Below are 21,166 nucleotides of genomic sequence, written 5' to 3'. Positions count from 1 at the left end.
AGCTTTGTTGTTTTATCTTACTAAGATACTTTTTTGAGGCTGCTTATTGCAGCCTTTTGCTTTTTAAGTGGAGTAAACCCTGACTATGAAAATGAAATTATCACTTATCAGTGCTGCTATTTTATCTACTAGCTTATTACTAAGTCCAACCGCCTCGTTTGCTAAATTGCCGGTTGCCGTTAATGGTCAACAATTACCAACACTTGCCCCTATGCTTGAGCAAATTACCCCAGGTGTAGTGAGTATTCAGGTTTCAGGCTCTAAAGAGGTTCGCCGACGCGGTGACCCGCTCGATTTCTTTTTTGGCAACCCGCAGCCACGTAGCCAAAAGCGCCAGTTTAGTGGTTTAGGCTCAGGAGTTATTATTGATGCTGACAAAGGTTATGTCGTTACTAACAACCATGTAGTGCAAGACGCTGAAAAAATGGTGGTCACTCTTGAGGATGGCCGCGAATATGAAGCAACAAAAATTGGTAGCGATAAAGAGTCTGATATTGCGCTACTACAAATAGACGCAGATGAATTAACCGCAGTAAAGCTAGCTAACTCAGATGACTTACGTGTCGGTGATTTTGCCGTCGCAATTGGTAATCCTTTTGGTTTAAGCCACACGGTTACCTCAGGTATTGTTAGCGCATTAGGCCGCAGTGGCTTAAATATTGAGGGTTACGAAGATTTCATTCAAACAGATGCCGCGATAAACCAAGGTAACTCAGGTGGGGCTTTAGTTAATTTAAACGGTGAGCTGATTGGTATTAATACCGCTATTTTAGGTGCATCAGGCGGAAATGTGGGGATTGGCTTTGCTATTCCGTCAAATATGATGAAAAACCTAGTTGATCAAATTGTAGAGCATGGTGAAGTACGCCGTGGTTCGTTAGGTATTTCAGGCCGCCCTCTTGATGCAGGTCTTGCTAAAGCACAGCAGCTTGATGTTAAACAAGGGGCTTATGTTATGCAGGTAATGGATGACACTGCAGCCAGCAAAGCGGGAATTAAAGCAGGCGATGTAATTATTAGTATTAATGGTAGTGAAATTAGTGGCTTCCATGAACTACGCAGTAAAATTGCCACCTTAGGTGAGGGTCGTGAAGTACAGTTGGGGATTTACCGTGACGGTAAAGTTAAAAACGTTGAAGTTACCCTAGATGGCGCATCAGGGATTACTGCTGCAGGTGAAGAGTTACACCCCGCATTCCAAGGTGCAACACTTGAAAACGTGAAGAAAAACAAAATGAAAGGGATTGAGGTAACCTCTGTCGATCCTCGTTCACCATCAGCACGGGTTGGCCTTGAAGAAGGCGATGTTATTGTGCAAGTAAACCGTCAACGGGTAGAAAGCATTCGCGATATGAACCAAATTATCGACGATATTCAAGGTAATATTGTGTTAGGTGTTAAACGCGGACGCGAGTCTATCTTTGTATTAATTCAGTAATAGTATTACCCAAATCACCTCAAGATGCGTAATTCAGCGCTTCACTGAGGCTAAATAAACTCAATAAAAGTAACAGCGGCACTTGCCGCTGTTATTTTTTTTGTGCCATCATAAAGGGATTGCTCACTAACAATAAGAATACCGTGCTAAAACTTCTAAAATTTGTACTTCCTCCTTTATTTGCCGGTTTAGGCATTGCTTTTTTAGTGGTTTTTTTCAGCCCTAACATGCGTACTGCATTACTACCTAATGTTCCCCTGCCCAGTGCAATGACCGCCAGCCATTTGAGCTTTTCTGATGCGGTTAAACGTGCGGCACCATCGGTTGTCACTATTTTTTCAGAAAGCATTTCTAAAGAGCCACGCTACAAGCGCCAAAATACCGTGCAAGAGTTAGGATCTGGGGTGATCATGTCACCCGATGGCTATATATTAACTAACTACCATGTGATCAATAATGCCGATCAAATACTGGTCATCCTTACCGATGGTAGGCGCTTTTTTGATGTGCAACTTATTGGTTTTGATACGATTACCGATTTAGCATTATTAAAAATAAATGCCAACCACCTCCCCGTTATCCCTGTTAATGACAACTACACCACAAGTGTAGGTGATTTGGTGTTAGCAATTGGCAACCCATTAAATTTAGGGCAAACAATTACTCAGGGGATCATTAGCGCCACCGGTAAGCAAAAAATTACTGACAGCCCCTACAATAATTTATTGCAAATGGATGCTGCCATTAACGTGGGCAACTCAGGGGGGGCACTGGTAAATTCTAATGGCGACTTAGTGGGGATAACTTCTGCCCAATTTAAAACCCGTGAGAACTTAAACATTCAGGGAATATTTTTTGCTGTACCTTACACCCTTGCTAAAGAAGTTATGGGTAAACTTATTCGCCATGGACGAGTTGTACGTGGCTATTTGGGCTTTGAAGGTACAGCGGTAGACAGTACAGGTAAAGAGGTCAATGATAGCTTAACGCCCGTTGCAGGCATGCGTATTACCAACCTAGACCCTTTAGGCCCTGCTTGGCAGGCGGGTATAGAAGAGCAAGATATTGTGATTAAAATTGCTGGGCTTTCAGTGGCTAATCCACAAAATGTATTGAAAAAAATAGGCAGTACCGAGCCAGGCAAAGAAATTGAGTTTGAGCTATACCGTAATGGTGAAATAGAAAAAATAATGGTGACGGTTGCGGAGCTTGAAACCAAACTATAAAGCGCTTATTTATACTTTGGCATTAGACATAAAAAAACGCGATAGATCATCGCGTTTTTTTATGTCTTTGACTAACTAATTGCTTTTGCGTTTGATGTTAGCACCTAGCGCACTGAGTTTATCTTCAATACGCTGATAGCCTCTATCTACATGATAAATACGGTCAACAATCGTTTCACCTTGAGCCACAATTCCCGTTAAAATAAGGCTCGCTGATGCTCGTAAATCGGTTGCCATAACCTGCGCACCCGATAAGCTTTGTGTTTCACCACAAAAAGCCGTATTGCCTTCAAGGCGAATATTAGCACCCATACGCTGTAGCTCAGGTACATGCATAAAACGATTTTCAAAAATAGTTTCGGTAATGGTCGCACTGCCATTAGCTACTACATTTAAAGCGGTAAATTGCGCTTGCATGTCGGTTGGAAAACCTGGATGCGGCATAGTTTTAATATTAACCGCTTTAAGCTCTCGGCCTCGCATATCAAGATAAATACTATCCTCATGCACTTCTAGTAGCGCGTTGGTTGCACGCAGTTTTTCAATTACCGGCTCAAGTGAATGAAAGTCGGTCATTTTACACAGTACTTCGCCACCGGCCATCGCGGCGGCAACTAAGAAGGTACCGGTTTCAATACGATCCGGCAATATGCGGTGCTCACAACCTGATAAACGCTCAACCCCTTCAATCTCAATACGGCTAGAACCTGCACCAGTAATTTTAGCGCCCATTGCAATTAAGCAATTAGCTAAGTCGATGATTTCAGGCTCGCGCGCTGCATTTTCTAAAACAGTTTTGCCATCTGCAAGCGTTGCCGCCATGAGTAAGTTTTCGGTAGCACCGACACTGATCATTTCCATGAAAATTTCAGCGCCTTTTAAGCGTCCATCTACTTTGGCATTAATATAACCATTTTCCACCGTTATTTGCGCGCCCATGCGCTCTAAACCTTGAATATGAATATCAACTGGGCGTGCACCAATAGCACAGCCACCTGGCAAGGATACTTGTGCCTCACCAAAGCGAGCGACTAAAGGGCCAAGTGCGAGCACTGATGCGCGCATTTGCTTTACTAATTCATAAGGCGCTAACGTACTATTTACCGTTGCACCATCAATAATCAGTGAATCACCTTGCCACTGAACATCAGCGCCTAAGGTTTTTAATAAAGCTTCTGTAGTAATAATATCGCGAAGGCGCGGTACATTAGTAAAGGTACTTTTACCCTCGGGCAATAAGGCTGCAAATAAAATAGGCAGTGCCGCATTTTTAGCGCCAGAAATAGTTACTTCACCAGCCAGCGAAGTGCCACCTTGAATTACAAATTGATCCATCTAAGGGGCCTTATTTATTGCGGTAAAATGAATTTTTGCTCACGTTTCCACTCAGTCGGAGTAAAAGCGCGGATAGAAACAGCATGAATGGTACCATCTGAAATAGTATTCATTAATGGGCCATACACTAACTGTTGCTTTTTAACACGACTTAATCCGTCAAAGCATTCACCAACTGCAATTACTTCATAATGACTGCCATTGGCTTTTACATGTACTTCAGCTAACTGAAGTTCGTCGCGTAATAATGTTTCGACTTGACTCGTTTCCATAACTCTCACTCAAATAGGGTTGTAACCTGACCCAACTGCATAAGGTTTTGCAGTTGTCCAGGTGGGTTTTGCAATTCAAGGCGAATGCCTTGCTGCTTAAATTCTGTAAAAGAGTGAATTAACCAAGCTAAGCCGGCTGTGTCAACCCTTGTGACCTCACTTAGGTCAAAATAAAGGGTTTTATGCTTAGTTTGTCGCTTGGTGTTCAGAAGCCGTTCATTGCCAATTGAATTATGAGTCAATTCACCACTGACTCTTAAGTGCTGCTCATCGACTTGGCTGATTGCCAATTTACTCATTTGTGTCGCTGCCTCTAAACTGAACCGGTAACTTACTTTTTTGCTCTAGTAAGTCGCTAACATGGTCAATACCTTGTTGGCGTAAAATACCTTGTAGCTCGCTTTGCTTTGCATCAAGTAAACTAATACCTTCAGCAATCATATCGTAAGCGCGCCATTCACCGCTTCGGTCTTCACGTACTTTAAAATCAATTTTAATGTCGGGTTTACCGGCTTCTACAATTTTGGTTTTTACCACCACCACATCTTTACCTTTAAAAGGTTGCTCAGCAGCAAATTCAACTTGTTGATTAGTGTACTGGGTAAACACACCTGCATAAGTGGCAACTAGGTACTCTCTAAACGCACCAATAAAACGCTGAATATCTTTAATTGCTTTAGCTTTTTCTGCTTTATCGGTAATCGCGCGTACCTTTGACACTTCACTACCTAACACTCTTAGTGCCGCATATTTGTAGTCAATGTAAGGCATCAGCTCTTCTTCAACGATGACCCTTAAATGTTCTTTGTTGGTAGATATTAATGGCTGGTCTTTGGTAATACGCTCAAAAGTATTATCAGCAACCTGACGCACCATTTTATTCGGATCAACCAATTTAACTTCATCGGCATGCACGCTTTGTACTAGCATTAAACTTACCAATGCGACATTTGCTAAAAATGTTTTCAACATAATAATTACTCACTACCTTGGTTGAATAAAAACTGGCCAATTAATTCTTCAAGTACCAATGCCGACTTAGTATCAGTGATTGAATCGCCACTTGCTAATGCTTTGCTTTGCACCCCAAATAAATCGTCAATAGCTTGGTCTTGCGCACTGTTTGCAACATCTTCGCCTAAACAACGTTGTTTAGCTGAATCTGAGGCGATCACAGGGTTAATACCTAAATATTGCTCGCCTAAAATACCCGAGGTTAAAATTGAGATAGAACTGGTGTCTGAAAAACGACATAAATACTGCGCATCAATACTCATGTTCACCACAGGTAAAAACTCTTGCGGGTGCACATAAATTGACTCGACACGACCAATAACAACTCCCCCTACTTTAATAGGCGCGCGAGTTTTTAATGAGCCTATATTTTCAAACTTGGCGTTTAATGTGTAGGTTTCACCTGAGCCGCTAATACCTGAATTGGCCACTTTAAGCGCTAGCATTGAAAACGCCAAAATACCTAGTGCGACAAAAAAACCAACTAAAATTTCTAATTTCCGTGAATTCATTATTTAATACCCTATTAGCTAGTAAACATTACCGCTGTCAAAATAAAGTCAAAACCTAATACCGCCAGTGATGAGTGCACCACTGTTTCTGTTGTTGCCTTGCTGATCCCTTCTGATGTAGGAATACAGTCATACCCTTTATAAAGCGCAATCCAAGTCACAACAATCGCAAATACGATACTTTTAATTAAACCGTTTAGTATATCTTTTTCAAACGACACCTGAGCTTGCATTATTGACCAAAAGCTTCCGGTATCAACGCCTAGCCAATCAACACCCACCAAGTGAGCACCAATAATAGCGACCGCTGAAAAAATTAACGCCAGTAACGGCATACTAATTAAGCCAGCCCAAAATCGCGGCGCAATAATACGTCTAAGCGGGTCGATAGCCATCATCTCTAGCGACGATAACTGCTCGGTGGCTTTCATTAAACCGATTTCAGCCGTTAACGCACTGCCTGCCCTGCCTGCAAATAATAATGCAGTAACCACAGGCCCCAGCTCACGTAACAAGCTAAGCGCCACTAGAGGTCCAAGGCTGTCTTCTGCACCATAATCAACTAAAACGGTATAACCTTGCAGAGCTAAAACCATGCCGATAAATAAGCCCGACACCACAATAATCAACAGCGATTGTGAACCAACCATGTAGAGTTGGCGCACCAGTAGAGGCGTACCTTTTTTAAAATTGGGTAAATGCCATAGTGCACTTGCTAGCATTTGCGTTGAACGCCCAAGTGCAGCAAAACGACCCAGTGTTTTATGGCCTATTTTTTGTAGTAAATCCAACATTACTGCGGCTCTCCTAACAGTTCATCTGCATAGGTTTGTGCTGGATAATGAAATGGTACAGGCCCATCTGATAACCCTTTTAAAAATTGTTGCACCAGTGGTGATTCATGCTGACGCATTTCATCTGGCGTGCCGCTTCCAATCACACCTTGCTCGGCAATAATAATAACATGGTCGGCAATGCTCATTACTTCATTCACATCATGTGTAACGATCAAAGAAGATAAACCAAGCACTTCATTTAATGACTTAATCAGCTTAACCAACACTCCCATTGAAATGGGATCTTGTCCTGCAAAAGGCTCATCATACATAATAAGTTCAGGATCAAGCGCTATAGAGCGAGCCAAAGCTGCACGACGTGCCATACCACCAGATAACTCTGAAGGCATTAAATCTTTAGCACCACGTAAGCCAACGGCTTGAAGTTTCATTAAAACCACTAGACGGATTAAGTCTTCACTGAGTTGTGTGTGCTCGCGGATAGGAAATGCGATATTGTCAAACACCGACATATCGGTAAATAAAGCACCGCTTTGAAATAACATGCTCATGCGTTTACGTGCCGCGTAGAGTTCTTTACGCGACATGGCGACTATGCTGTCTTTTTTAAATAAAATATCACCGGAGTCAGGTTTGAGCTGGCCACCAATTAAGCGCAGCATCGTGGTTTTGCCAATTCCGCTTGGCCCCATAATGGCAGTAATTTTACCCTCTGGGACATCAAAGCTCATATTTTTATATATGACCCTATCGCCTCTAGAAAAGGTAACATCCTTTACTTCTACTATTGATTGCGACAAGTCGCTCTCCATAACAATATTCTCTCATATTTCTATTTTAAGGGTTTTTTGGTCAAGATGGAAAAAACAATTCGTAAGATTTTGTAATAGCGCCGCCAAAACAGTTATAAGACTGCGATAAATTGACTTAACCGACGCTTAAACAACCAAATCAACTTAGTAAAAAATTATTTTAATAACCGTCTAATGTATTACAGCTTACTCTTTTACTTATACTTTTATGGTGGCTTTTGTTACTATTCGCGCTATCTGAATTTACACTAGCTGGCTTATCACAATGGTTACCTCGTTTGTCATTTTAATTCTCGGTTTTGCAGCTCTCGTATGGAGTGCAGACAGGTTTGTTTATGGTGCAGCTGCACTGGCTAAAAACTTTGGCGTACCAACATTAATAGTAGGTTTAACCGTGGTAGCTATGGGCTCATCGGCGCCTGAAATGATGGTATCCGCTTCAGCTGCTTTGGCTAATAAAACCGATACGGCGGTTGGTAATGCGGTAGGTTCAAATATAACTAACATACTATTAGTATTAGGTATTACAGCGCTTTTAAGACCACTTTCAGTTTCTTCAAGTACACTAAGGCGTGAAATTCCATTGGTATTACTGGTGTCTATCGCCACTTGGTATATTTTTTCAGATAACTACTTTTCGTTTTTTGAAGGCGCAGCCTTACTGTTTGGTTTTGTTGTTTTTATTGGTGGGCTTATTTTTGTCTCACTGCGAGCAAAAAACCAAGACGACCCCTTTGTTAGCGAAGCCTGTGATGAAGTACCTGACAACGTACCAACCAAAAAAGCCGTTTTTTGGCTGGTAGTGGGTATGATTTTACTGCCGGTTAGTTCACACTTTTTAGTTGGCTCAGCCGTCGATATTGCTAAATACTTTGGCCTAAGTGACTTAGTAATTGGTTTAACCATAATAGCCATAGGTACCAGCTTACCTGAACTTGCAGCCTCTATTGCGGGTGTTCTTAAAAATGAAGATGACCTAGCACTGGGTAACATTGTTGGCTCAAATATTTTTAATATTCTCGCGGTGTTACCGCTGGCAGGATTAATTAACCCATCAGTTATTGACGCATCAGTAGCTAACCGTGATGTTATCATTATGATAGGTGCAACCTTGGCACTTATTGCTATGTCATTGAACTTTAGAGGTCAAAGACGTATCAATAGACTAGAAGGTGGCTTGCTCATCGTCGCATTTATGATTTACCAAGGTTATATTTTTAGTCAAGTAGGGTGATCCATGGCAACGCTAAATTTTATTCAACAAGGCTTACGCGTCCTTGATATAGAACGCCAAGCACTCAACGATATCGCACAATACGTTAATGAAAGCTTTAACCAAGCGTGTCAATTAATGTATGACTGCTCAGGCCGTATAATTGTTATTGGCATGGGTAAATCGGGCCATATCGGTAATAAAATAGCAGCCACTTTAGCGAGTACTGGTAGCCCCGCATTTTTTGTTCACCCTGGTGAAGCGAGTCATGGTGATTTAGGTATGATCACCGCCAGTGATGTAGTTATGCTTATTTCTAACTCTGGCGAAACCAGTGAAGTGCTTAATATTATTCCGGTATTAAAACGCATTGGCGCTAAAATGATTGCTATGACAGGTAACGAAACGTCAACTATGGCAACATTGGCAAATGTGCATGTGTGTATTAAAGTTGAACAAGAAGCCTGCTCATTAGGCCTAGCGCCAACGGCAAGTACCACGGCAACACTCGCTATGGGTGATGCAATGGCAGTCGCATTATTGGAAGCCCGTGGCTTTACCGCAGATGATTTTGCTCTGTCGCATCCAGGTGGCAGTTTAGGCAAACGCTTACTGCTAACCTTAAAAGATGTAATGCACAGCGGTATTCACACGCCTATTATTAATGAAACGCAAACCATTAAAGACGCCCTAATTGAAATGTCAGCCAAAGGGCTTGGCATGACCGCTATTATAGATGGTAACCAACAATTATCTGGTTTGTTTACCGATGGTGATTTACGTCGTATTTTAGAGCAACGTGTTGATATACACAGCACAGAAATTAATGTTGTGATGACTAAATCATGCACAACAGCCACACAAGACATGCTCGCGGCTGAAGCACTGAACATTATGGAACAAAAACGTATTAATGGTTTAATTGTGATTAATGAGCATAATCAGCCCATTGGCGCACTAAATATGCAAGACTTACTAAAAGCGGGAGTGCTATAAATGCAGTTTGAAGATCTTTACCAACCGTTAAGTGATGATGCAAAAGCGCGCGCCAAAAAAATAAAATTATTAATTTGCGACATTGATGGTGTGTTTTCTGATGGGCGTATTTATCTTGGCAACCAAGGTGAAGAGCTCAAAGCATTTAATACCAAAGACGGATTTGGCATTAAAGCCCTTATTAATAGTGGTTTTGAAGTTGCCGTGATCACAGGTCGTCACTCACAAATAGTTCAACAACGTATGAGTAGCTTAACCGTACAACATATATACCAAGGCCAAGAAGACAAACTCATCGCCTATCAAGAATTAAAACAAAAATTAGCGCTTAGCGATGAGCAAATTGCCTACATAGGCGACGATGGCCCTGATATGCCGGTAATGGAAAAAGTCGGGTTTGCAGTAGCCGTGAACGACGCCCACCCGCTGATTAAACGCTTATCGCATTATGTTACTCAGCTGCCTGGCGGCTTTGGCGCAGTGAGAGAACTAACAGACTTACTAATGCTTGAAAACAATAAGCCACTTACCAGCCAAGGAACCAGTTCATGAATGTAGCGCGCATTATACTGAGCGTTTTATTCATAAGCTGTATGGTTTGGCTTTGGTATCCTTACTTTACTCAAGTAGATATTGTTGCGGATGAACAAACTCAAGTTATTGCTAAACCCGATTATACCGCGATTGAGCTAAAACAAACCGCTTATAATGATCAAGGTAAAGTAAGCCATAAAGTGACTGCGGTAAAAATGGAGTTATATCAACAACTCGGTTTTACCTTTTTTGAAAAACCTATATTTACGTTATATAACGAACAGCAAACATGGCGTATTAACGCTGATGAAGCCACCCTCTACGACGATCGGCAACTGGTGTTAGAGGGTAATGTGAAAGCGCTAAATTTAGTCGATAACGCCATGATCGATACGATCACAGCCGATAGCATCAATGTAGATATAAAACTACTGACTATGCAGTCACAGCAGCCAGTCGTTATTACAGGACCTAATTTAAAAATCATCGGTAAAGGCCTTGAAGCCGATTTAAAAACCGAAGTGATTAAACTTATTAACCATACGCGAACCCTATATTATGACCAATAACCTATTTAAAATTTTAATTGTTCCTTCACTACTGATTGCATTTCATAGCCATGCAGAGGAAACCGTTGAAGCCCCTGCGGCTAATCAAATTTCAATTAGTGCTGACAGACAGGAAGGTCAATTAAAAGAAAACGTGGGCATTTTTGAGAAAAATGTTGAAATTATTCATGGTAATCGCCGCATTACCGCCGATCGTTTAGAAGTACATAAACGTGATGACTTAGGCGAGAATAAGCAACTTTTAATTGCCACAGGTAGCCCTGCTTACTTTGAAGAAACACAAGCTGATGGCACCATCATGAGCGCCAGTGCCAATGAAGTTCGCTATGATGTATCGCAACGTTTTTTAACCTTAATCGGTGATGCCAGTATCGCTCAAGCAGGTCAAAAAATTACCGCTAAAAGTATCACCTACGATATAGAGCAGCAGTTGATTAGCGCAGAAAAAGATGAAAATTCAACCGATCGTGTACACACCATTTTGGTGCCTGTTGAAAACAAAAAAGAAGACGATAAAGGCCAACCATGAGCACATTAAAAGCAGAGCTATTAGCAAAAAGCTATAAAGGCCGTGAAGTGGTGAAAAATGTTGGCCTAGAAGTCGAAGCTGGCAGTATTGTCGGTTTACTTGGCCCCAATGGCGCAGGTAAAACCACGACCTTTTACATGATTGTAGGCCTTGTACCGAGCGATAAAGGTAAAATATCAATAGATGATCAAGATATCACTTTATTACCTATGCATAGCCGAGCTCGCTTAGGGATTGGTTACTTACCACAAGAATCATCGATTTTTAGAAAGCTGACGGTTTACCAAAACTTAATGGCTATTTTAGAAACACGTAAAGAGCTTAATAAACAACAGCGTGAAGATACCTTAAATAATTTACTTGATGAATTTAGCATTCAGCATATTCGTGACAGCCAAGGTATGGCTCTGTCAGGCGGTGAACGCCGCCGTGTTGAAATTGCCCGGGCATTAGCAGCAAATCCTAAATTTATACTATTGGACGAACCCTTTGCAGGGGTTGATCCTATCTCTGTATTAGATATTAAAAAGATCATAGAGCATCTTAAAAATCGAGGGATTGGCGTATTGATCACAGATCACAACGTACGCGAAACACTTGATGTTTGTGAAAAAGCCTACATAGTTTCTCATGGGGAGTTAATTGCATCAGGCACTCCAGATTACGTATTAAACGATAAAACAGTACGCGATGTTTATTTGGGCGAGCAGTTCAAGCTCTAATATTTGTGTTATTCCACTAAGCATCTGCTAAGATTAATTATACTTAGGTCTGTTGACCTTTCAAGGTTGAATTTGCAGCAGTCTGTTTGGTATTTAGGCAAGGCAGAGCCTATGTGATGTGGTATTCCCCATAAATAGGCGATAACGCAGCATCAATGCCAAACAGGCGCTGCCCTTCGGGTTCTGCCTAGGGACGATTTACTTTTTGTTGCTCGGTTTTGACTTAGCCCACTAGGTTACAAACCTCGCGCCGCGATTAAACCGCCCCTAGTTTGAACAAATTTTAATCCGTAAAGGTCAACAGACCGTAATTTAAAAGGATTGTTAGAGATAAATGAGGCAATCATTACAGCTGCGCATGGGCCAGCAACTTACAATGACTCCACAGTTGCAACAAGCAATTCGCTTATTGCAGCTCAGTACATTGGATCTCCAGCAAGAAATTCAAGAAGCGCTCGATAGCAATCCCTTGCTTGAAGTTGAAGAACAAGATTACAGCGAAGATGCTGCGGGTAAAAACGAACAAAAAGCCGATAACGATGAATCAACGCTAAGTACTTCAGCTGACGAAAAACCTAGCGAGTATGAGCAAGACAGCGGCGAAGCCATGAGCAAAGACACCATTAGCGATGATATGGCAATGGATGTTACATGGGATGAATACATGAGCGCAGCACCTGCCTCTTCATCGGGACCGATGCCTGAAGATGAATCAATTTATCAAGGCTCTTCAACTGAAACGCTGCATGAATATTTAATGTGGCAATTGCAACTGACGCCATTTAGTCCTACAGATGAAGCCATTGCGATTGCAATAGTAGAAGCCGTGGACGACTCAGGTATTTTAACCCTTAGCTGTGAAGAAATTTTAGAAAGCTTTAATCAAGAAAACGACGACGAAGATGAAGTTGAACTTGATGAAATAGAAGCGGTATTAAAGCGTATTCAATTATTTGATCCGGTAGGAATAGCCGCGCGTAGTTTACAAGAGTGCTTGTGTATTCAACTTAATCAGTTTGATAAAGACACGCCTTTTTTAAACGAAACAAAAATGATTTTAACCGATCATATTGATTTGCTGGCTGCACGTGATTATCGCACGTTAATGAAAAAAACTAAGCTCAAAGAAGATGAGCTTAAAGAGATCATGACGTTAATTCATACCCTTAGCCCAAAACCGGCGGACACTATTGTCAGAGAAGAGTCAGAGTATGTTATTCCTGATGTGTCGGTTAAAAAAATTAAAGGGCGTTGGGTGGTTGAACTAAACCCTGATAGCATGCCTAAAATTAGGGTAAACAGCCAATATGCGGCTATGTCACGTACTGTTAAATCAAGTGGTGATAGCCAGTTTATTCGCTCACACTTGCAAGAAGCAAAATGGTTTATAAAAAGTCTAGAAAGTAGAAACGACACGCTACTTAAAGTAACTAACTGTATTGTGCAACAGCAACAGGCCTTTTTTGAACATGGTCCTGAGGCAATGAAGCCTATGGTGCTTAATGATGTGGCAGAAATGGTAGAAATGCACGAATCGACTATTTCACGTGTTACTACGCAAAAATACATGCACACACCACGGGGTATTTTTGAGCTTAAATATTTCTTTTCAAGCCATGTAAGCACTGAAAACGGTGGCGAATGTTCATCAACAGCAATTCGCGCATTAATTAAAAAATTAATCGCAGCAGAAAACTCAGCTAAACCATTGAGTGATAGTAAAATTGCAGATATATTGGCAGAGCAAGGAATTAAAGTAGCAAGGAGAACTATTGCAAAATATCGCGAATCTCTAGCTATTCCCCCGTCGAATCAACGAAAAAGTTTGATTTAAGGCGTACAACAAAGAGGAAAATGTTTATGCAACTGAACTTAACTGGTCGCCATGTAGATATTACTGACTCGCTTAGAGACTACGTAAATAGTAAATTTGCAAAGCTGCAGAGGCACACTGATCACATAACGAATGTGCATGTTATTCTCGATGTAGAAAAACTAAACCAAAAAGCTGAAGCAACCGTTCATGTTAGTGGCGCTGAAATTTTTGCCTCTACTGAACATCAAGATATGTATGCCGCTATAGACTCGCTGATTGACAAGCTAGATCGTCAAGTAATTAAACACAAAGAGAAACTTGCTCGACACTAACACTATGAAACTAAGCTCACTTATCTGTCAGGACTGCAGTAAAGCTGCGGTCCTTTTTAATAGTAAAAAAAGAATTTTAGAATTTATCAGTGAATTGGCTCACAATAAACTGCCCTATTTAACCCAACAAGATATTCTCAACGCGTTAACCGCTAGAGAAAAGCTAGGGAGTACAGGTATAGGCCGAGGAATTGCAATTCCACATGGTCGTATGAGTGGTGCACAAGAGCCTCTTGCACTTATACTGGTGAGCGAAACGGCTATTAATTTTGATGCGATAGATAACCGACCGGTCGACATTTTTGTTGCCTTAATTGTCCCAGACGGTGACAATCAACAGCATTTAAAGACCTTAGCTACCATTGCAGATAAGCTCAACGAAAAAGAATTTTGTAAGCAATTACGGGCGGCAAAATCCGACAATGAGCTGTACCAAGTCATTGTCAGTCAACCGTAGTAACAATAAAGGGTGATAAATGGAATTAATAATTATAAGTGGTCGCTCAGGTTCTGGTAAATCTGTTGCGTTACGGGTTGTTGAGGATTTAGGTTATTATTGTGTAGATAATATTCCTTTAAATTTATTACCATCTCTTGTTCGTAGTGTTTCCGACAGCTACAACAAAATTGCCGTAAGTGTTGATGTGCGTAACTTACCTAAAGAGCAGCAACAGTTTAATGAAATCATTGAATATTTACCTGGTTTCACTAAACCAACGGTGTTTTATTTAGACAGTGACGATCAAACATTAATTAAACGCTTTTCGGAAACTAGGCGTCTTCACCCTCTTTCGATTGACTCACTGCCGCTTGATTTAGCAATAAAAAAAGAAAAACAACTACTGGATGTTTTGATCAATCATGCTGATCATATGATTGATACCACTGATTTAAGTGTGCATCAGCTGGCTGAGTCTATCCGTGAAAAAATACTCGGTAAAAAAGACAAACAACTGATCATTACCTTTGAGTCATTTGGTTTTAAGCACGGTATACCCAAAGAAGCAGATTACGTATTCGATGCCCGATTTTTACCAAACCCGCATTGGGAGCCTGAACTTAAGCCACTCACAGGGCTAGATCAACCGGTAAAAGACTACCTAGCCAGCCACAGCATAGTACAAAAATTTACATGGCAAATTCAAACCTTTGTACAAACATGGTTGCCGCATTTAGAAAGAAATAACCGCAGCTATTTGACCATAGCCATAGGTTGTACTGGTGGACAACACCGTTCTGTTTACTTAGCGCAAACTATAGGTGAAAGTTTTGCAATGAGTCATCCTAATGTAAAAATTCGTCACAGAGAACAAGAATAACATCAAAGAGAATAGTAATGCGGTTAGAAAACACATTTTTAATAAAAAACAAGTTAGGCCTGCATGCCAGAGCAGCTACGGTGCTGGCACAGCTTTCTGTGCAATTTGATGCCTCAATCACGTTATTTCAAGACGATAAACAAGCCGCTGGCGACAGTGTATTAGCACTTATGTTACTCGAAAGCAGTCAAGGCAAAGAAGTTAAGGTAGTATGTGAAGGCCCTGACGCAGAGCCTGCACTTAATGCAATTGGTGAGCTCATTGACCAACGATTTAATGAGCAAGAGTAATCCTGCTTATAAGCTAAGGTTAATAGTGGTTGAGGTAGTTTACTGATATAAAGTAAGATAAAGCGATACCCCATCATCGTGTAATAAAATTTAATTAAGGACGCCAATGCCTGAAGCTTTAGAACAAGATATTCCACTACAACAACTAAAACAGGTGACTAAGTCACTAAATAGTGGTCAATTTGTTCAAGTTAGGCGCATGCTAGCAAAAACGGCACCTTGTGATACCGCACTTCTTTTAGAATCATCTCCCCATAAAATTCGTCGTATGCTCTGGCAACTGGTTGATCCTGATGTACAGGGTGATGTACTTGAAGAGCTCTCTGAAGACGTACGTTTGGGCATTATTGCGCAAATGGCACCTGAGCACATTGCTGCTGCAACAGAAGACATGGGCCATGATGATTTAGGGGAAGTACTACGTAGCCTACCAGACACCGTATATAAAGACGTTGTTAGCGCTATGGATATTCAAGATAGAGAGCGTGCAACACAAGCTCTATCTTACCAAGAGCGCTCTGCTGGCGCCTTGATGAATATAGATACCGTAACTATTCGCCCTGATGTAACTCTAGATGTTGTACTACGTTATATTCGCTTACGCGGTGAACTGCCAGAGGGCACCGATGACTTATACGTTGTAGATAAACATAACTGTTTTTTAGGCGCCTTATCGCTGAGCACTTTATTAACTAATCCCCCTGAAAAAATTGTTCAGGATTTAATGGATGAAGAGTGTGAATCTATTCCTATTTCTATGGATGAAAGCGAAGTAGCGCAACTATTTGAACGGCATAACTGGATATCGGCACCAGTTGTCGATGACAACGCGCATTTGCTTGGTCGTATTACTATTGATGATATCGTTGATGTTATCCGTGAAGATGCAGAGCATAGCTTATTAAGCTTAGCGGGTCTTGATGATGAAGAAGATACCTTTGCGCCGGTCTTAAAAAGCTCTAAAAAGCGCTCAATTTGGCTAGGTGTAAACTTACTAACTGCATTGCTGGCTGCAATTGTGGCGAGCTTTTTCGAAAACACCTTAGCTATATTACCAATTCTTGCTGTGCTCAATGGCATTGTCCCGTCAATGGGTGGGGTTGCAGGCAGCCAAACCTTAACTTTGGTTATTCGCGGTATCGCGGTGGGCCATATCAACCAAACTAACCAACGTTTTTTATTATTAAAAGAACTCGCTATCGGCGCGATTAACGGTATGGTTTGGTCTATCCTAATTGCCGGTGTCGTTGCGCTTTGGCAATGGGATTTCAAACTCGGTGGTGTTTTAGCGTTTGCTATGTTTATGAATTTAGTTGCAGCAGGTATTGCGGGTGCTAGTATTCCACTATTGCTTAAAAAAATGAAAATAGATCCAGCACTGGCAGGCAGTGTGGTACTAACCACAGTAACTGATATTGTTGGTATATTTGCCTTCTTAGGTACTGCGACTTGGTTATTGATTTAATCTTTTTATAAACGTTTATAAACAAAAACACCGCATCAATACGCGGTGTTTTTGTTTAAGCCGATAGTTACTTTACATAAGTTAAGGCTACTTAGCGCGCTGGCGATTACCGCCTACCTTAGGTTTAGTGTTGGCTTTTTTAAACTGACTAAAGCCAGTATGACGAGTAAGCGCAGGACGACCGCCCTTATTGCCTTTACCGCCTTTGGTTTGCCTTTCATCTCTGCCTTCTTCTGGCACTAAACAATTTGGACCTTTACCAATGAGTTTAGCTTTGCCCATATTACGCAGGGCTTCACGGATCATTGGCCAACCGGCAGGATCATGGTAACGCAAAATCGCTTTATGCAAACGACGCTGGCGCGCGCCTTTTGGTACCGCAACTTGCTCAGTATTATTTTTAATATTACGCAGCGAGTTCATTTCAGTATGATAAATGGTGGTCGCATTAGCCATCGGTGATGGGTAAAAGTTTTGCACCTGATCAAGCTTAAAGTCATTCGATTTCAGCCACAAAGCCATATTCACCATGTCTTCGTCTTTAGTCCCTGGGTGAGCAGAAATAAAGTATGGAATTAAATACTGCTTTTTACCTGCTTCTTTAGAGTACTTATCAAATAGCGCTTTAAATTCATCATAGGCGCCCATACCCGGCTTCATCATTTTTGATAATGGGCCGTCTTCTGTGTGTTCTGGGGCTATTTTTAAATATCCACCAACATGATGAGTTACTAGCTCTTTAACGTAACGAGGATCACGTACAGCAAGGTCATAACGTACGCCCGAAGCAATTAAGATCTTTTTGATCCCTTTAACCTCACGCGCCTTTTTATATAAATCGATAGTCGGGGTATGGTCAGTATCCATATGCTTACAAATATCAGGATACACACACGACAAGCGGCGACAGGTACTCTCTGCTTTTTTACTGGTACAACGCAGTTTGTACATATTTGCGGTCGGTCCGCCTAAATCAGAAATAACCCCAGTAAAGCCCGGCACTTTATCTCTAATTTGCTCAATCTCTTCAATAATTGATTCTTGTGAGCGGCTTTGTATTATTCGCCCTTCATGCTCAGTAATAGAACAGAACGAACAGCCGCCAAAACAACCACGCATAATGTTTACCGACGTTTTAATCATATCGTAAGCAGGAATTTTATCGTCGCCATAACTTGGGTGCGGAATACGCTGATACGGTAAACCAAACACATCATCCATTTCTTGGGTTTCAAGTGGATAAGCTGGCGGATTCACCCAAATAGAGCGATCGCCATGACGCTGAAATAGCGCTCTTGCACAACCGGGGTTAGTTTCTTGGTGCAAAATACGCGATGCATGGGCATACAATGGTTTATTAACACTGACCTGCTCAAAAGCGGGTAACTTAACGTAAGTTTTTTCCCATGGCTTAGGACGCGCAGGCTGAATGGTAATTGGTTTTGCAGCTTCGGCTTTTAAATCAATACCCGCTTGCTTAAATTCTGATTTAGCACAACCCACATCATCCGCCCCATAAGGATTAGGAATAGGATCTATTTTACCAATTTTATCAATCGCGGTTGAATCACTGCCGCGCCAACCGGGTAAAGGCTCCTTACGAATAACCGCCGTGCCTCTCACATCTTGTATGGTATCCATGGTTTCACCTGCAGCGATACGATGCGCCACTTCAACTAATGGACGTTCGGCATTACCATAAATTAAAATGTCACCCTTAGCGTCAAACAATACACTACGGCGTACTTTCTCTTGCCAATAATCGTAATGAGCAATACGACGCAAGCTGGCTTCAATGCCCCCTAACACCAGTGGCACATCTTTATAGGCTTCACGACAACGTTGTGAGTATATGATCACGGCACGGTCAGGGCGTTTACCACCTACATTTCCCGGTGTATAAGCATCATCGTGGCGCATACGTTTTTCAGCGGTGTAACGATTGATCATCGAATCCATGTTACCGGCTGTAATACCAAAAAATAAGTTAGGCTTACCCAATGCCATAAACGCATCTTTAGAGTTCCAATCAGGCTGAGCAATAATGCCCACTCTAAATCCTTGCGCTTCAAGCACACGGCCAATTACGGCCATCCCAAAACTAGGATGGTCTACATAAGCATCACCGCTAATAATAATAATATCGCAGCTATCCCAGCCAAGCGCGTCCATTTCTTCGCGTGTTGTTGGTAAAAATGGGGCTGTGCCATAACACTCAGCCCAATACTTAGGGTATGAGAATAAGGCGCGATCAGCTTTTAATGTGCTCATAAAATTGGCCGTTCAATAACAAAAGGCGCGAATTATACCCTATCGACATCCACGTTGATATAGCTCAAAATGTAAGGTGGTGATTAAAAACCGCCTACTTTTATAGCAATACTAAAACAAAAATATCATCTAAACTAATTACTGCTAATGTCTGCTTTTAGAATTGTTTTAAGCAGATAAAATAAACAAAAATCCGCAGCTCTAAGCTAAACTATTAAATAAGCTGTGATTATTAACAATTCATAGACGCTGTAATATTAAAACCAATGAGGCATACCTATTAAACTACTTAAACAATTAATGCAGTTTTCAGCCATCTTACTGTTGGCGTTTGTTGTTGTTGGGTTACTTTTACCACAAAACTATCACGTGCAAAAAAGCATTAAAATAAATGCCCGCCCTCCTGTTATAAAGTCATTAGTGGAAGATTTTACGCAGTGGTACAAATGGTCGCCGTGGCAGCAAATAGATCCCAACATTGAATTTAGTATTGGTGAACCAAGTTCTGGGGCAGGCGCCTATCAGTCTTGGCAAGGTAAGTGGGGCAATGGCTCAATGACAATATCATCATTGAGCGCCAATGAAGTTGTATTTAGTGTGTTATTTAATCAAGAACATATTATTACTAGCCGATTACTATTTAGCCCGCATACAAAAACCGTCACGTGGCATATTGAAGGGCAAGCAACGGTGCCACTCATTTCTGGCTATGTTGCTATATTTGCTGAAAATATATTAAGCAATATAGTCACTCTTGGGCTAAATAACCTAAAGACGGTAGCCCAGCTCAGTGATGCACAAGCAATAATGGAAAGTCATGACAGTCAAAACCGCACAAGCCAGAATTAAACTTGCCAATATTATTGAGTCACTGTTAGGTTACTCAGTCACAAAAGTGAGTAATACACCTGCAGCTGATGAAAAAACCTATAATACGCAGGGTAAAGCAAAGTCTCTTTATCGTATTAATAGCGAGCATTCAGTGTTAGCTCGAGCACAAAAAAGACAAGATCTACTGCTAATAAAACAACAACAAAATATCGAGACTATTTTAGCCTTAGCAATGGAGTTTTGTCCTGATGTAGCCTGCGCTAAACAACCTGACGCCGATTGGGTGGAGCACTTTATTGCCTTATGTGAAGATACCTCAAACCAATCTATGCAAACATTATGGGCAAAAATTTTTACTGGCGAAACCATTAGCCCAGGTACCTTTTCTATAAAAAGCTTACAAACTCTCAAACACATGACCCAGCGCGAAGCTGATTCATTAAGAAAGTGTGTGTCTATTTCAGGGTATAACGAAAAAGACAGTAGTCACCTAATATTTTTAGGCTATTACAAAAAACCCTCGTTATTTGATTTATTAGGTAAGGGTAATAAAGTGTCATTAAGCATAGGTAAAAGCGGTGTGAGCTTTCCTGATGTATTAACCTTAATGGATTTAAATTTGTTATACCGTAAAGAGATTGAATCAGCTGCATTAAAAGCAGGACAAGAAATTACCCTCTCCTTTTTGACTCAAAAACTAACTTTAAAAGCAAAAAGTAACGATTTAGTATTGAGTTATTATAAGTTTACCCAAACCGGTGATGAACTGTTTAGACTGATGAATTACCCAATTAATAAAGTGTACAAACAGTTAATTGGTGCAGCATTTGAGGGGGAGTTTGAATTAGTATGGCACGCTTCAAAATAACTAAA

At 41.1% G+C, this 21,166-nt stretch carries 24 protein-coding genes; 16 read left to right on the top strand and 8 right to left on the bottom strand.

The window, feature by feature from the left end:
* Window positions 1–85: 85 nt before the first annotated feature.
* Entirely contained in the window at window positions 86–1,438 is a 1,353-nt protein-coding gene (locus P20311_RS18070) for a Do family serine endopeptidase (RefSeq protein ID WP_008115544.1), read from the top strand.
* Window positions 1,439–1,581: 143 nt separating this feature from the next.
* Window positions 1,582–2,664, top strand: a complete 1,083-nt coding sequence (locus P20311_RS18065) for a trypsin-like peptidase domain-containing protein (RefSeq protein ID WP_008115543.1) — start codon at window positions 1,582–1,584, stop codon at window positions 2,662–2,664.
* 75 nt (window positions 2,665–2,739) lie between these two features.
* Here P20311_RS18065 and murA read toward each other — a convergent pair whose 3' ends face one another.
* Genes murA through P20311_RS18030 form a run of 7 tightly spaced genes read right to left on the bottom strand, consistent with a single transcriptional unit; the run spans window position 2,740 to window position 7,406 of the window.
* Entirely contained in the window at window positions 2,740–3,999 is a 1,260-nt protein-coding gene (murA, locus tag P20311_RS18060; protein WP_008115542.1) for a UDP-N-acetylglucosamine 1-carboxyvinyltransferase, read from the bottom strand.
* A 14-nt stretch (window positions 4,000–4,013) separates the two neighbouring features.
* Window positions 4,014–4,271, bottom strand: coding sequence for a BolA family protein (locus tag P20311_RS18055; RefSeq protein WP_007378312.1), 258 nt, complete (start codon window positions 4,269–4,271; stop codon window positions 4,014–4,016).
* Between the two features lie 5 nt (window positions 4,272–4,276).
* Window positions 4,277–4,570, bottom strand: a complete 294-nt coding sequence (locus P20311_RS18050; RefSeq protein ID WP_008115539.1) for a lipid asymmetry maintenance protein MlaB — start codon at window positions 4,568–4,570, stop codon at window positions 4,277–4,279.
* Window positions 4,563–5,243: a phospholipid-binding protein MlaC gene (locus P20311_RS18045; RefSeq protein WP_008115538.1), complete on the bottom strand. Its 681-nt coding sequence runs from the start codon at window positions 5,241–5,243 to the stop codon at window positions 4,563–4,565. The genes P20311_RS18050 and P20311_RS18045 overlap by 8 nt, the downstream gene beginning before the upstream one ends.
* Before the next feature lie 5 nt (window positions 5,244–5,248).
* Window positions 5,249–5,797 (bottom strand): outer membrane lipid asymmetry maintenance protein MlaD, encoded by a 549-nt coding sequence (gene mlaD / locus P20311_RS18040; RefSeq protein ID WP_008115537.1) that lies wholly within the window; start codon window positions 5,795–5,797, stop codon window positions 5,249–5,251.
* Window positions 5,798–5,811: 14 nt separating this feature from the next.
* A complete protein-coding gene (mlaE, locus tag P20311_RS18035) occupies window positions 5,812–6,591 on the bottom strand; it encodes a lipid asymmetry maintenance ABC transporter permease subunit MlaE (protein WP_008115536.1) in 780 nt (259 codons plus the stop codon).
* The gene (locus P20311_RS18030; RefSeq protein ID WP_076918908.1) at window positions 6,591–7,406 is read right to left on the bottom strand and encodes an ATP-binding cassette domain-containing protein; all 816 of its coding nucleotides are present in this window, start codon (window positions 7,404–7,406) and stop codon (window positions 6,591–6,593) included. The genes mlaE and P20311_RS18030 overlap by 1 nt, the downstream gene beginning before the upstream one ends.
* 265 nt (window positions 7,407–7,671) lie before the next feature.
* On the opposite strand from P20311_RS18030, the gene P20311_RS18025 reads away from it, so the two are divergent.
* The 12 genes from P20311_RS18025 (at window position 7,672) to mgtE (ending at window position 17,191) form a co-directional block, all read left to right on the top strand.
* The gene (locus tag P20311_RS18025; RefSeq protein WP_036932956.1) at window positions 7,672–8,640 is read left to right on the top strand and encodes a calcium/sodium antiporter; all 969 of its coding nucleotides are present in this window, start codon (window positions 7,672–7,674) and stop codon (window positions 8,638–8,640) included.
* Window positions 8,641–8,643: 3 nt separating this feature from the next.
* Window positions 8,644–9,615: a KpsF/GutQ family sugar-phosphate isomerase gene (locus P20311_RS18020; RefSeq protein ID WP_008115530.1), complete on the top strand. Its 972-nt coding sequence runs from the start codon at window positions 8,644–8,646 to the stop codon at window positions 9,613–9,615.
* A complete protein-coding gene (gene kdsC / locus P20311_RS18015) occupies window positions 9,616–10,167 on the top strand; it encodes a 3-deoxy-manno-octulosonate-8-phosphatase KdsC (protein WP_008115528.1) in 552 nt (183 codons plus the stop codon).
* Window positions 10,164–10,718 (top strand): LPS export ABC transporter periplasmic protein LptC, encoded by a 555-nt coding sequence (gene lptC / locus P20311_RS18010; protein WP_008115526.1) that lies wholly within the window; start codon window positions 10,164–10,166, stop codon window positions 10,716–10,718. Before kdsC ends, lptC begins: the two co-directional genes overlap by 4 nt.
* Window positions 10,708–11,247 (top strand): lipopolysaccharide transport periplasmic protein LptA, encoded by a 540-nt coding sequence (gene lptA / locus P20311_RS18005; protein ID WP_008115524.1) that lies wholly within the window; start codon window positions 10,708–10,710, stop codon window positions 11,245–11,247. Before lptC ends, lptA begins: the two co-directional genes overlap by 11 nt.
* Complete coding sequence (gene lptB / locus P20311_RS18000) at window positions 11,244–11,969, top strand: LPS export ABC transporter ATP-binding protein (protein WP_008115523.1); 726 nt, start codon at window positions 11,244–11,246, stop codon at window positions 11,967–11,969. Before lptA ends, lptB begins: the two co-directional genes overlap by 4 nt.
* Window positions 11,970–12,303: 334 nt before the next feature.
* Window positions 12,304–13,803 (top strand): RNA polymerase factor sigma-54, encoded by a 1,500-nt coding sequence (locus tag P20311_RS17995; protein ID WP_008115521.1) that lies wholly within the window; start codon window positions 12,304–12,306, stop codon window positions 13,801–13,803.
* Window positions 13,804–13,829: 26 nt separating this feature from the next.
* Window positions 13,830–14,117 (top strand): ribosome hibernation promoting factor, encoded by a 288-nt coding sequence (hpf, locus tag P20311_RS17990; RefSeq protein ID WP_008115519.1) that lies wholly within the window; start codon window positions 13,830–13,832, stop codon window positions 14,115–14,117.
* 4 nt (window positions 14,118–14,121) lie between these two features.
* The gene (ptsN, locus tag P20311_RS17985; protein ID WP_036985320.1) at window positions 14,122–14,574 is read left to right on the top strand and encodes a PTS IIA-like nitrogen regulatory protein PtsN; all 453 of its coding nucleotides are present in this window, start codon (window positions 14,122–14,124) and stop codon (window positions 14,572–14,574) included.
* Between the two features lie 19 nt (window positions 14,575–14,593).
* A complete protein-coding gene (gene rapZ, locus P20311_RS17980) occupies window positions 14,594–15,436 on the top strand; it encodes an RNase adapter RapZ (RefSeq protein WP_008115516.1) in 843 nt (280 codons plus the stop codon).
* 17 nt (window positions 15,437–15,453) lie between these two features.
* Window positions 15,454–15,726, top strand: a complete 273-nt coding sequence (locus P20311_RS17975; protein WP_008115514.1) for an HPr family phosphocarrier protein — start codon at window positions 15,454–15,456, stop codon at window positions 15,724–15,726.
* 106 nt (window positions 15,727–15,832) lie between these two features.
* Window positions 15,833–17,191, top strand: coding sequence for a magnesium transporter (mgtE, locus tag P20311_RS17970; protein WP_008115512.1), 1,359 nt, complete (start codon window positions 15,833–15,835; stop codon window positions 17,189–17,191).
* 87 nt (window positions 17,192–17,278) lie between these two features.
* Here mgtE and P20311_RS17965 read toward each other — a convergent pair whose 3' ends face one another.
* A complete protein-coding gene (locus P20311_RS17965; RefSeq protein ID WP_008115511.1) occupies window positions 17,279–19,462 on the bottom strand; it encodes a YgiQ family radical SAM protein in 2,184 nt (727 codons plus the stop codon).
* Between the two features lie 300 nt (window positions 19,463–19,762).
* On the opposite strand from P20311_RS17965, the gene P20311_RS17960 reads away from it, so the two are divergent.
* Both P20311_RS17960 and P20311_RS17955 read left to right on the top strand, forming a co-directional pair.
* Entirely contained in the window at window positions 19,763–20,311 is a 549-nt protein-coding gene (locus P20311_RS17960; protein WP_008115510.1) for an SRPBCC family protein, read from the top strand.
* A complete protein-coding gene (locus P20311_RS17955) occupies window positions 20,280–21,161 on the top strand; it encodes a TIGR03899 family protein (protein ID WP_008115509.1) in 882 nt (293 codons plus the stop codon). Before P20311_RS17960 ends, P20311_RS17955 begins: the two co-directional genes overlap by 32 nt.
* Window positions 21,162–21,166: the final 5 nt, after the last annotated feature.

The organism is Pseudoalteromonas sp. BSi20311 (assembly GCF_000239875.1).
Taxonomy (GTDB): domain Bacteria; phylum Pseudomonadota; class Gammaproteobacteria; order Enterobacterales; family Alteromonadaceae; genus Pseudoalteromonas.
This window is presented reverse-complemented; position numbering and strand designations above follow the sequence as displayed.

Bases quoted from the DNA above. Each gene is read 5' to 3' on its own strand.
- P20311_RS18070 (WP_008115544.1), top strand. From the start codon at position 86: ATGAAAATGAAATTATCACTTATCAGTGCTGCTATTTTATCTACTAGC.
- murA (WP_008115542.1), bottom strand. From the start codon at position 3,999: ATGGATCAATTTGTAATTCAAGGTGGCACTTCGCTGGCTGGTGAAGTA.
- P20311_RS18055 (WP_007378312.1), bottom strand. From the start codon at position 4,271: ATGGAAACGAGTCAAGTCGAAACATTATTACGCGACGAACTTCAGTTA.
- P20311_RS18050 (WP_008115539.1), bottom strand. From the start codon at position 4,570: ATGAGTAAATTGGCAATCAGCCAAGTCGATGAGCAGCACTTAAGAGTC.
- P20311_RS18045 (WP_008115538.1), bottom strand. From the start codon at position 5,243: ATGTTGAAAACATTTTTAGCAAATGTCGCATTGGTAAGTTTAATGCTA.
- mlaD (WP_008115537.1), bottom strand. From the start codon at position 5,797: ATGAATTCACGGAAATTAGAAATTTTAGTTGGTTTTTTTGTCGCACTA.
- mlaE (WP_008115536.1), bottom strand. From the start codon at position 6,591: ATGTTGGATTTACTACAAAAAATAGGCCATAAAACACTGGGTCGTTTT.
- P20311_RS18030 (WP_076918908.1), bottom strand. From the start codon at position 7,406: ATGGAGAGCGACTTGTCGCAATCAATAGTAGAAGTAAAGGATGTTACC.
- P20311_RS18025 (WP_036932956.1), top strand. From the start codon at position 7,672: ATGGTTACCTCGTTTGTCATTTTAATTCTCGGTTTTGCAGCTCTCGTA.
- P20311_RS18020 (WP_008115530.1), top strand. From the start codon at position 8,644: ATGGCAACGCTAAATTTTATTCAACAAGGCTTACGCGTCCTTGATATA.
- kdsC (WP_008115528.1), top strand. From the start codon at position 9,616: ATGCAGTTTGAAGATCTTTACCAACCGTTAAGTGATGATGCAAAAGCG.
- lptC (WP_008115526.1), top strand. From the start codon at position 10,164: ATGAATGTAGCGCGCATTATACTGAGCGTTTTATTCATAAGCTGTATG.
- lptA (WP_008115524.1), top strand. From the start codon at position 10,708: ATGACCAATAACCTATTTAAAATTTTAATTGTTCCTTCACTACTGATT.
- lptB (WP_008115523.1), top strand. From the start codon at position 11,244: ATGAGCACATTAAAAGCAGAGCTATTAGCAAAAAGCTATAAAGGCCGT.
- P20311_RS17995 (WP_008115521.1), top strand. From the start codon at position 12,304: ATGAGGCAATCATTACAGCTGCGCATGGGCCAGCAACTTACAATGACT.
- hpf (WP_008115519.1), top strand. From the start codon at position 13,830: ATGCAACTGAACTTAACTGGTCGCCATGTAGATATTACTGACTCGCTT.
- ptsN (WP_036985320.1), top strand. From the start codon at position 14,122: ATGAAACTAAGCTCACTTATCTGTCAGGACTGCAGTAAAGCTGCGGTC.
- rapZ (WP_008115516.1), top strand. From the start codon at position 14,594: ATGGAATTAATAATTATAAGTGGTCGCTCAGGTTCTGGTAAATCTGTT.
- P20311_RS17975 (WP_008115514.1), top strand. From the start codon at position 15,454: ATGCGGTTAGAAAACACATTTTTAATAAAAAACAAGTTAGGCCTGCAT.
- mgtE (WP_008115512.1), top strand. From the start codon at position 15,833: ATGCCTGAAGCTTTAGAACAAGATATTCCACTACAACAACTAAAACAG.
- P20311_RS17965 (WP_008115511.1), bottom strand. From the start codon at position 19,462: ATGAGCACATTAAAAGCTGATCGCGCCTTATTCTCATACCCTAAGTAT.
- P20311_RS17960 (WP_008115510.1), top strand. From the start codon at position 19,763: ATGCAGTTTTCAGCCATCTTACTGTTGGCGTTTGTTGTTGTTGGGTTA.
- P20311_RS17955 (WP_008115509.1), top strand. From the start codon at position 20,280: ATGACAGTCAAAACCGCACAAGCCAGAATTAAACTTGCCAATATTATT.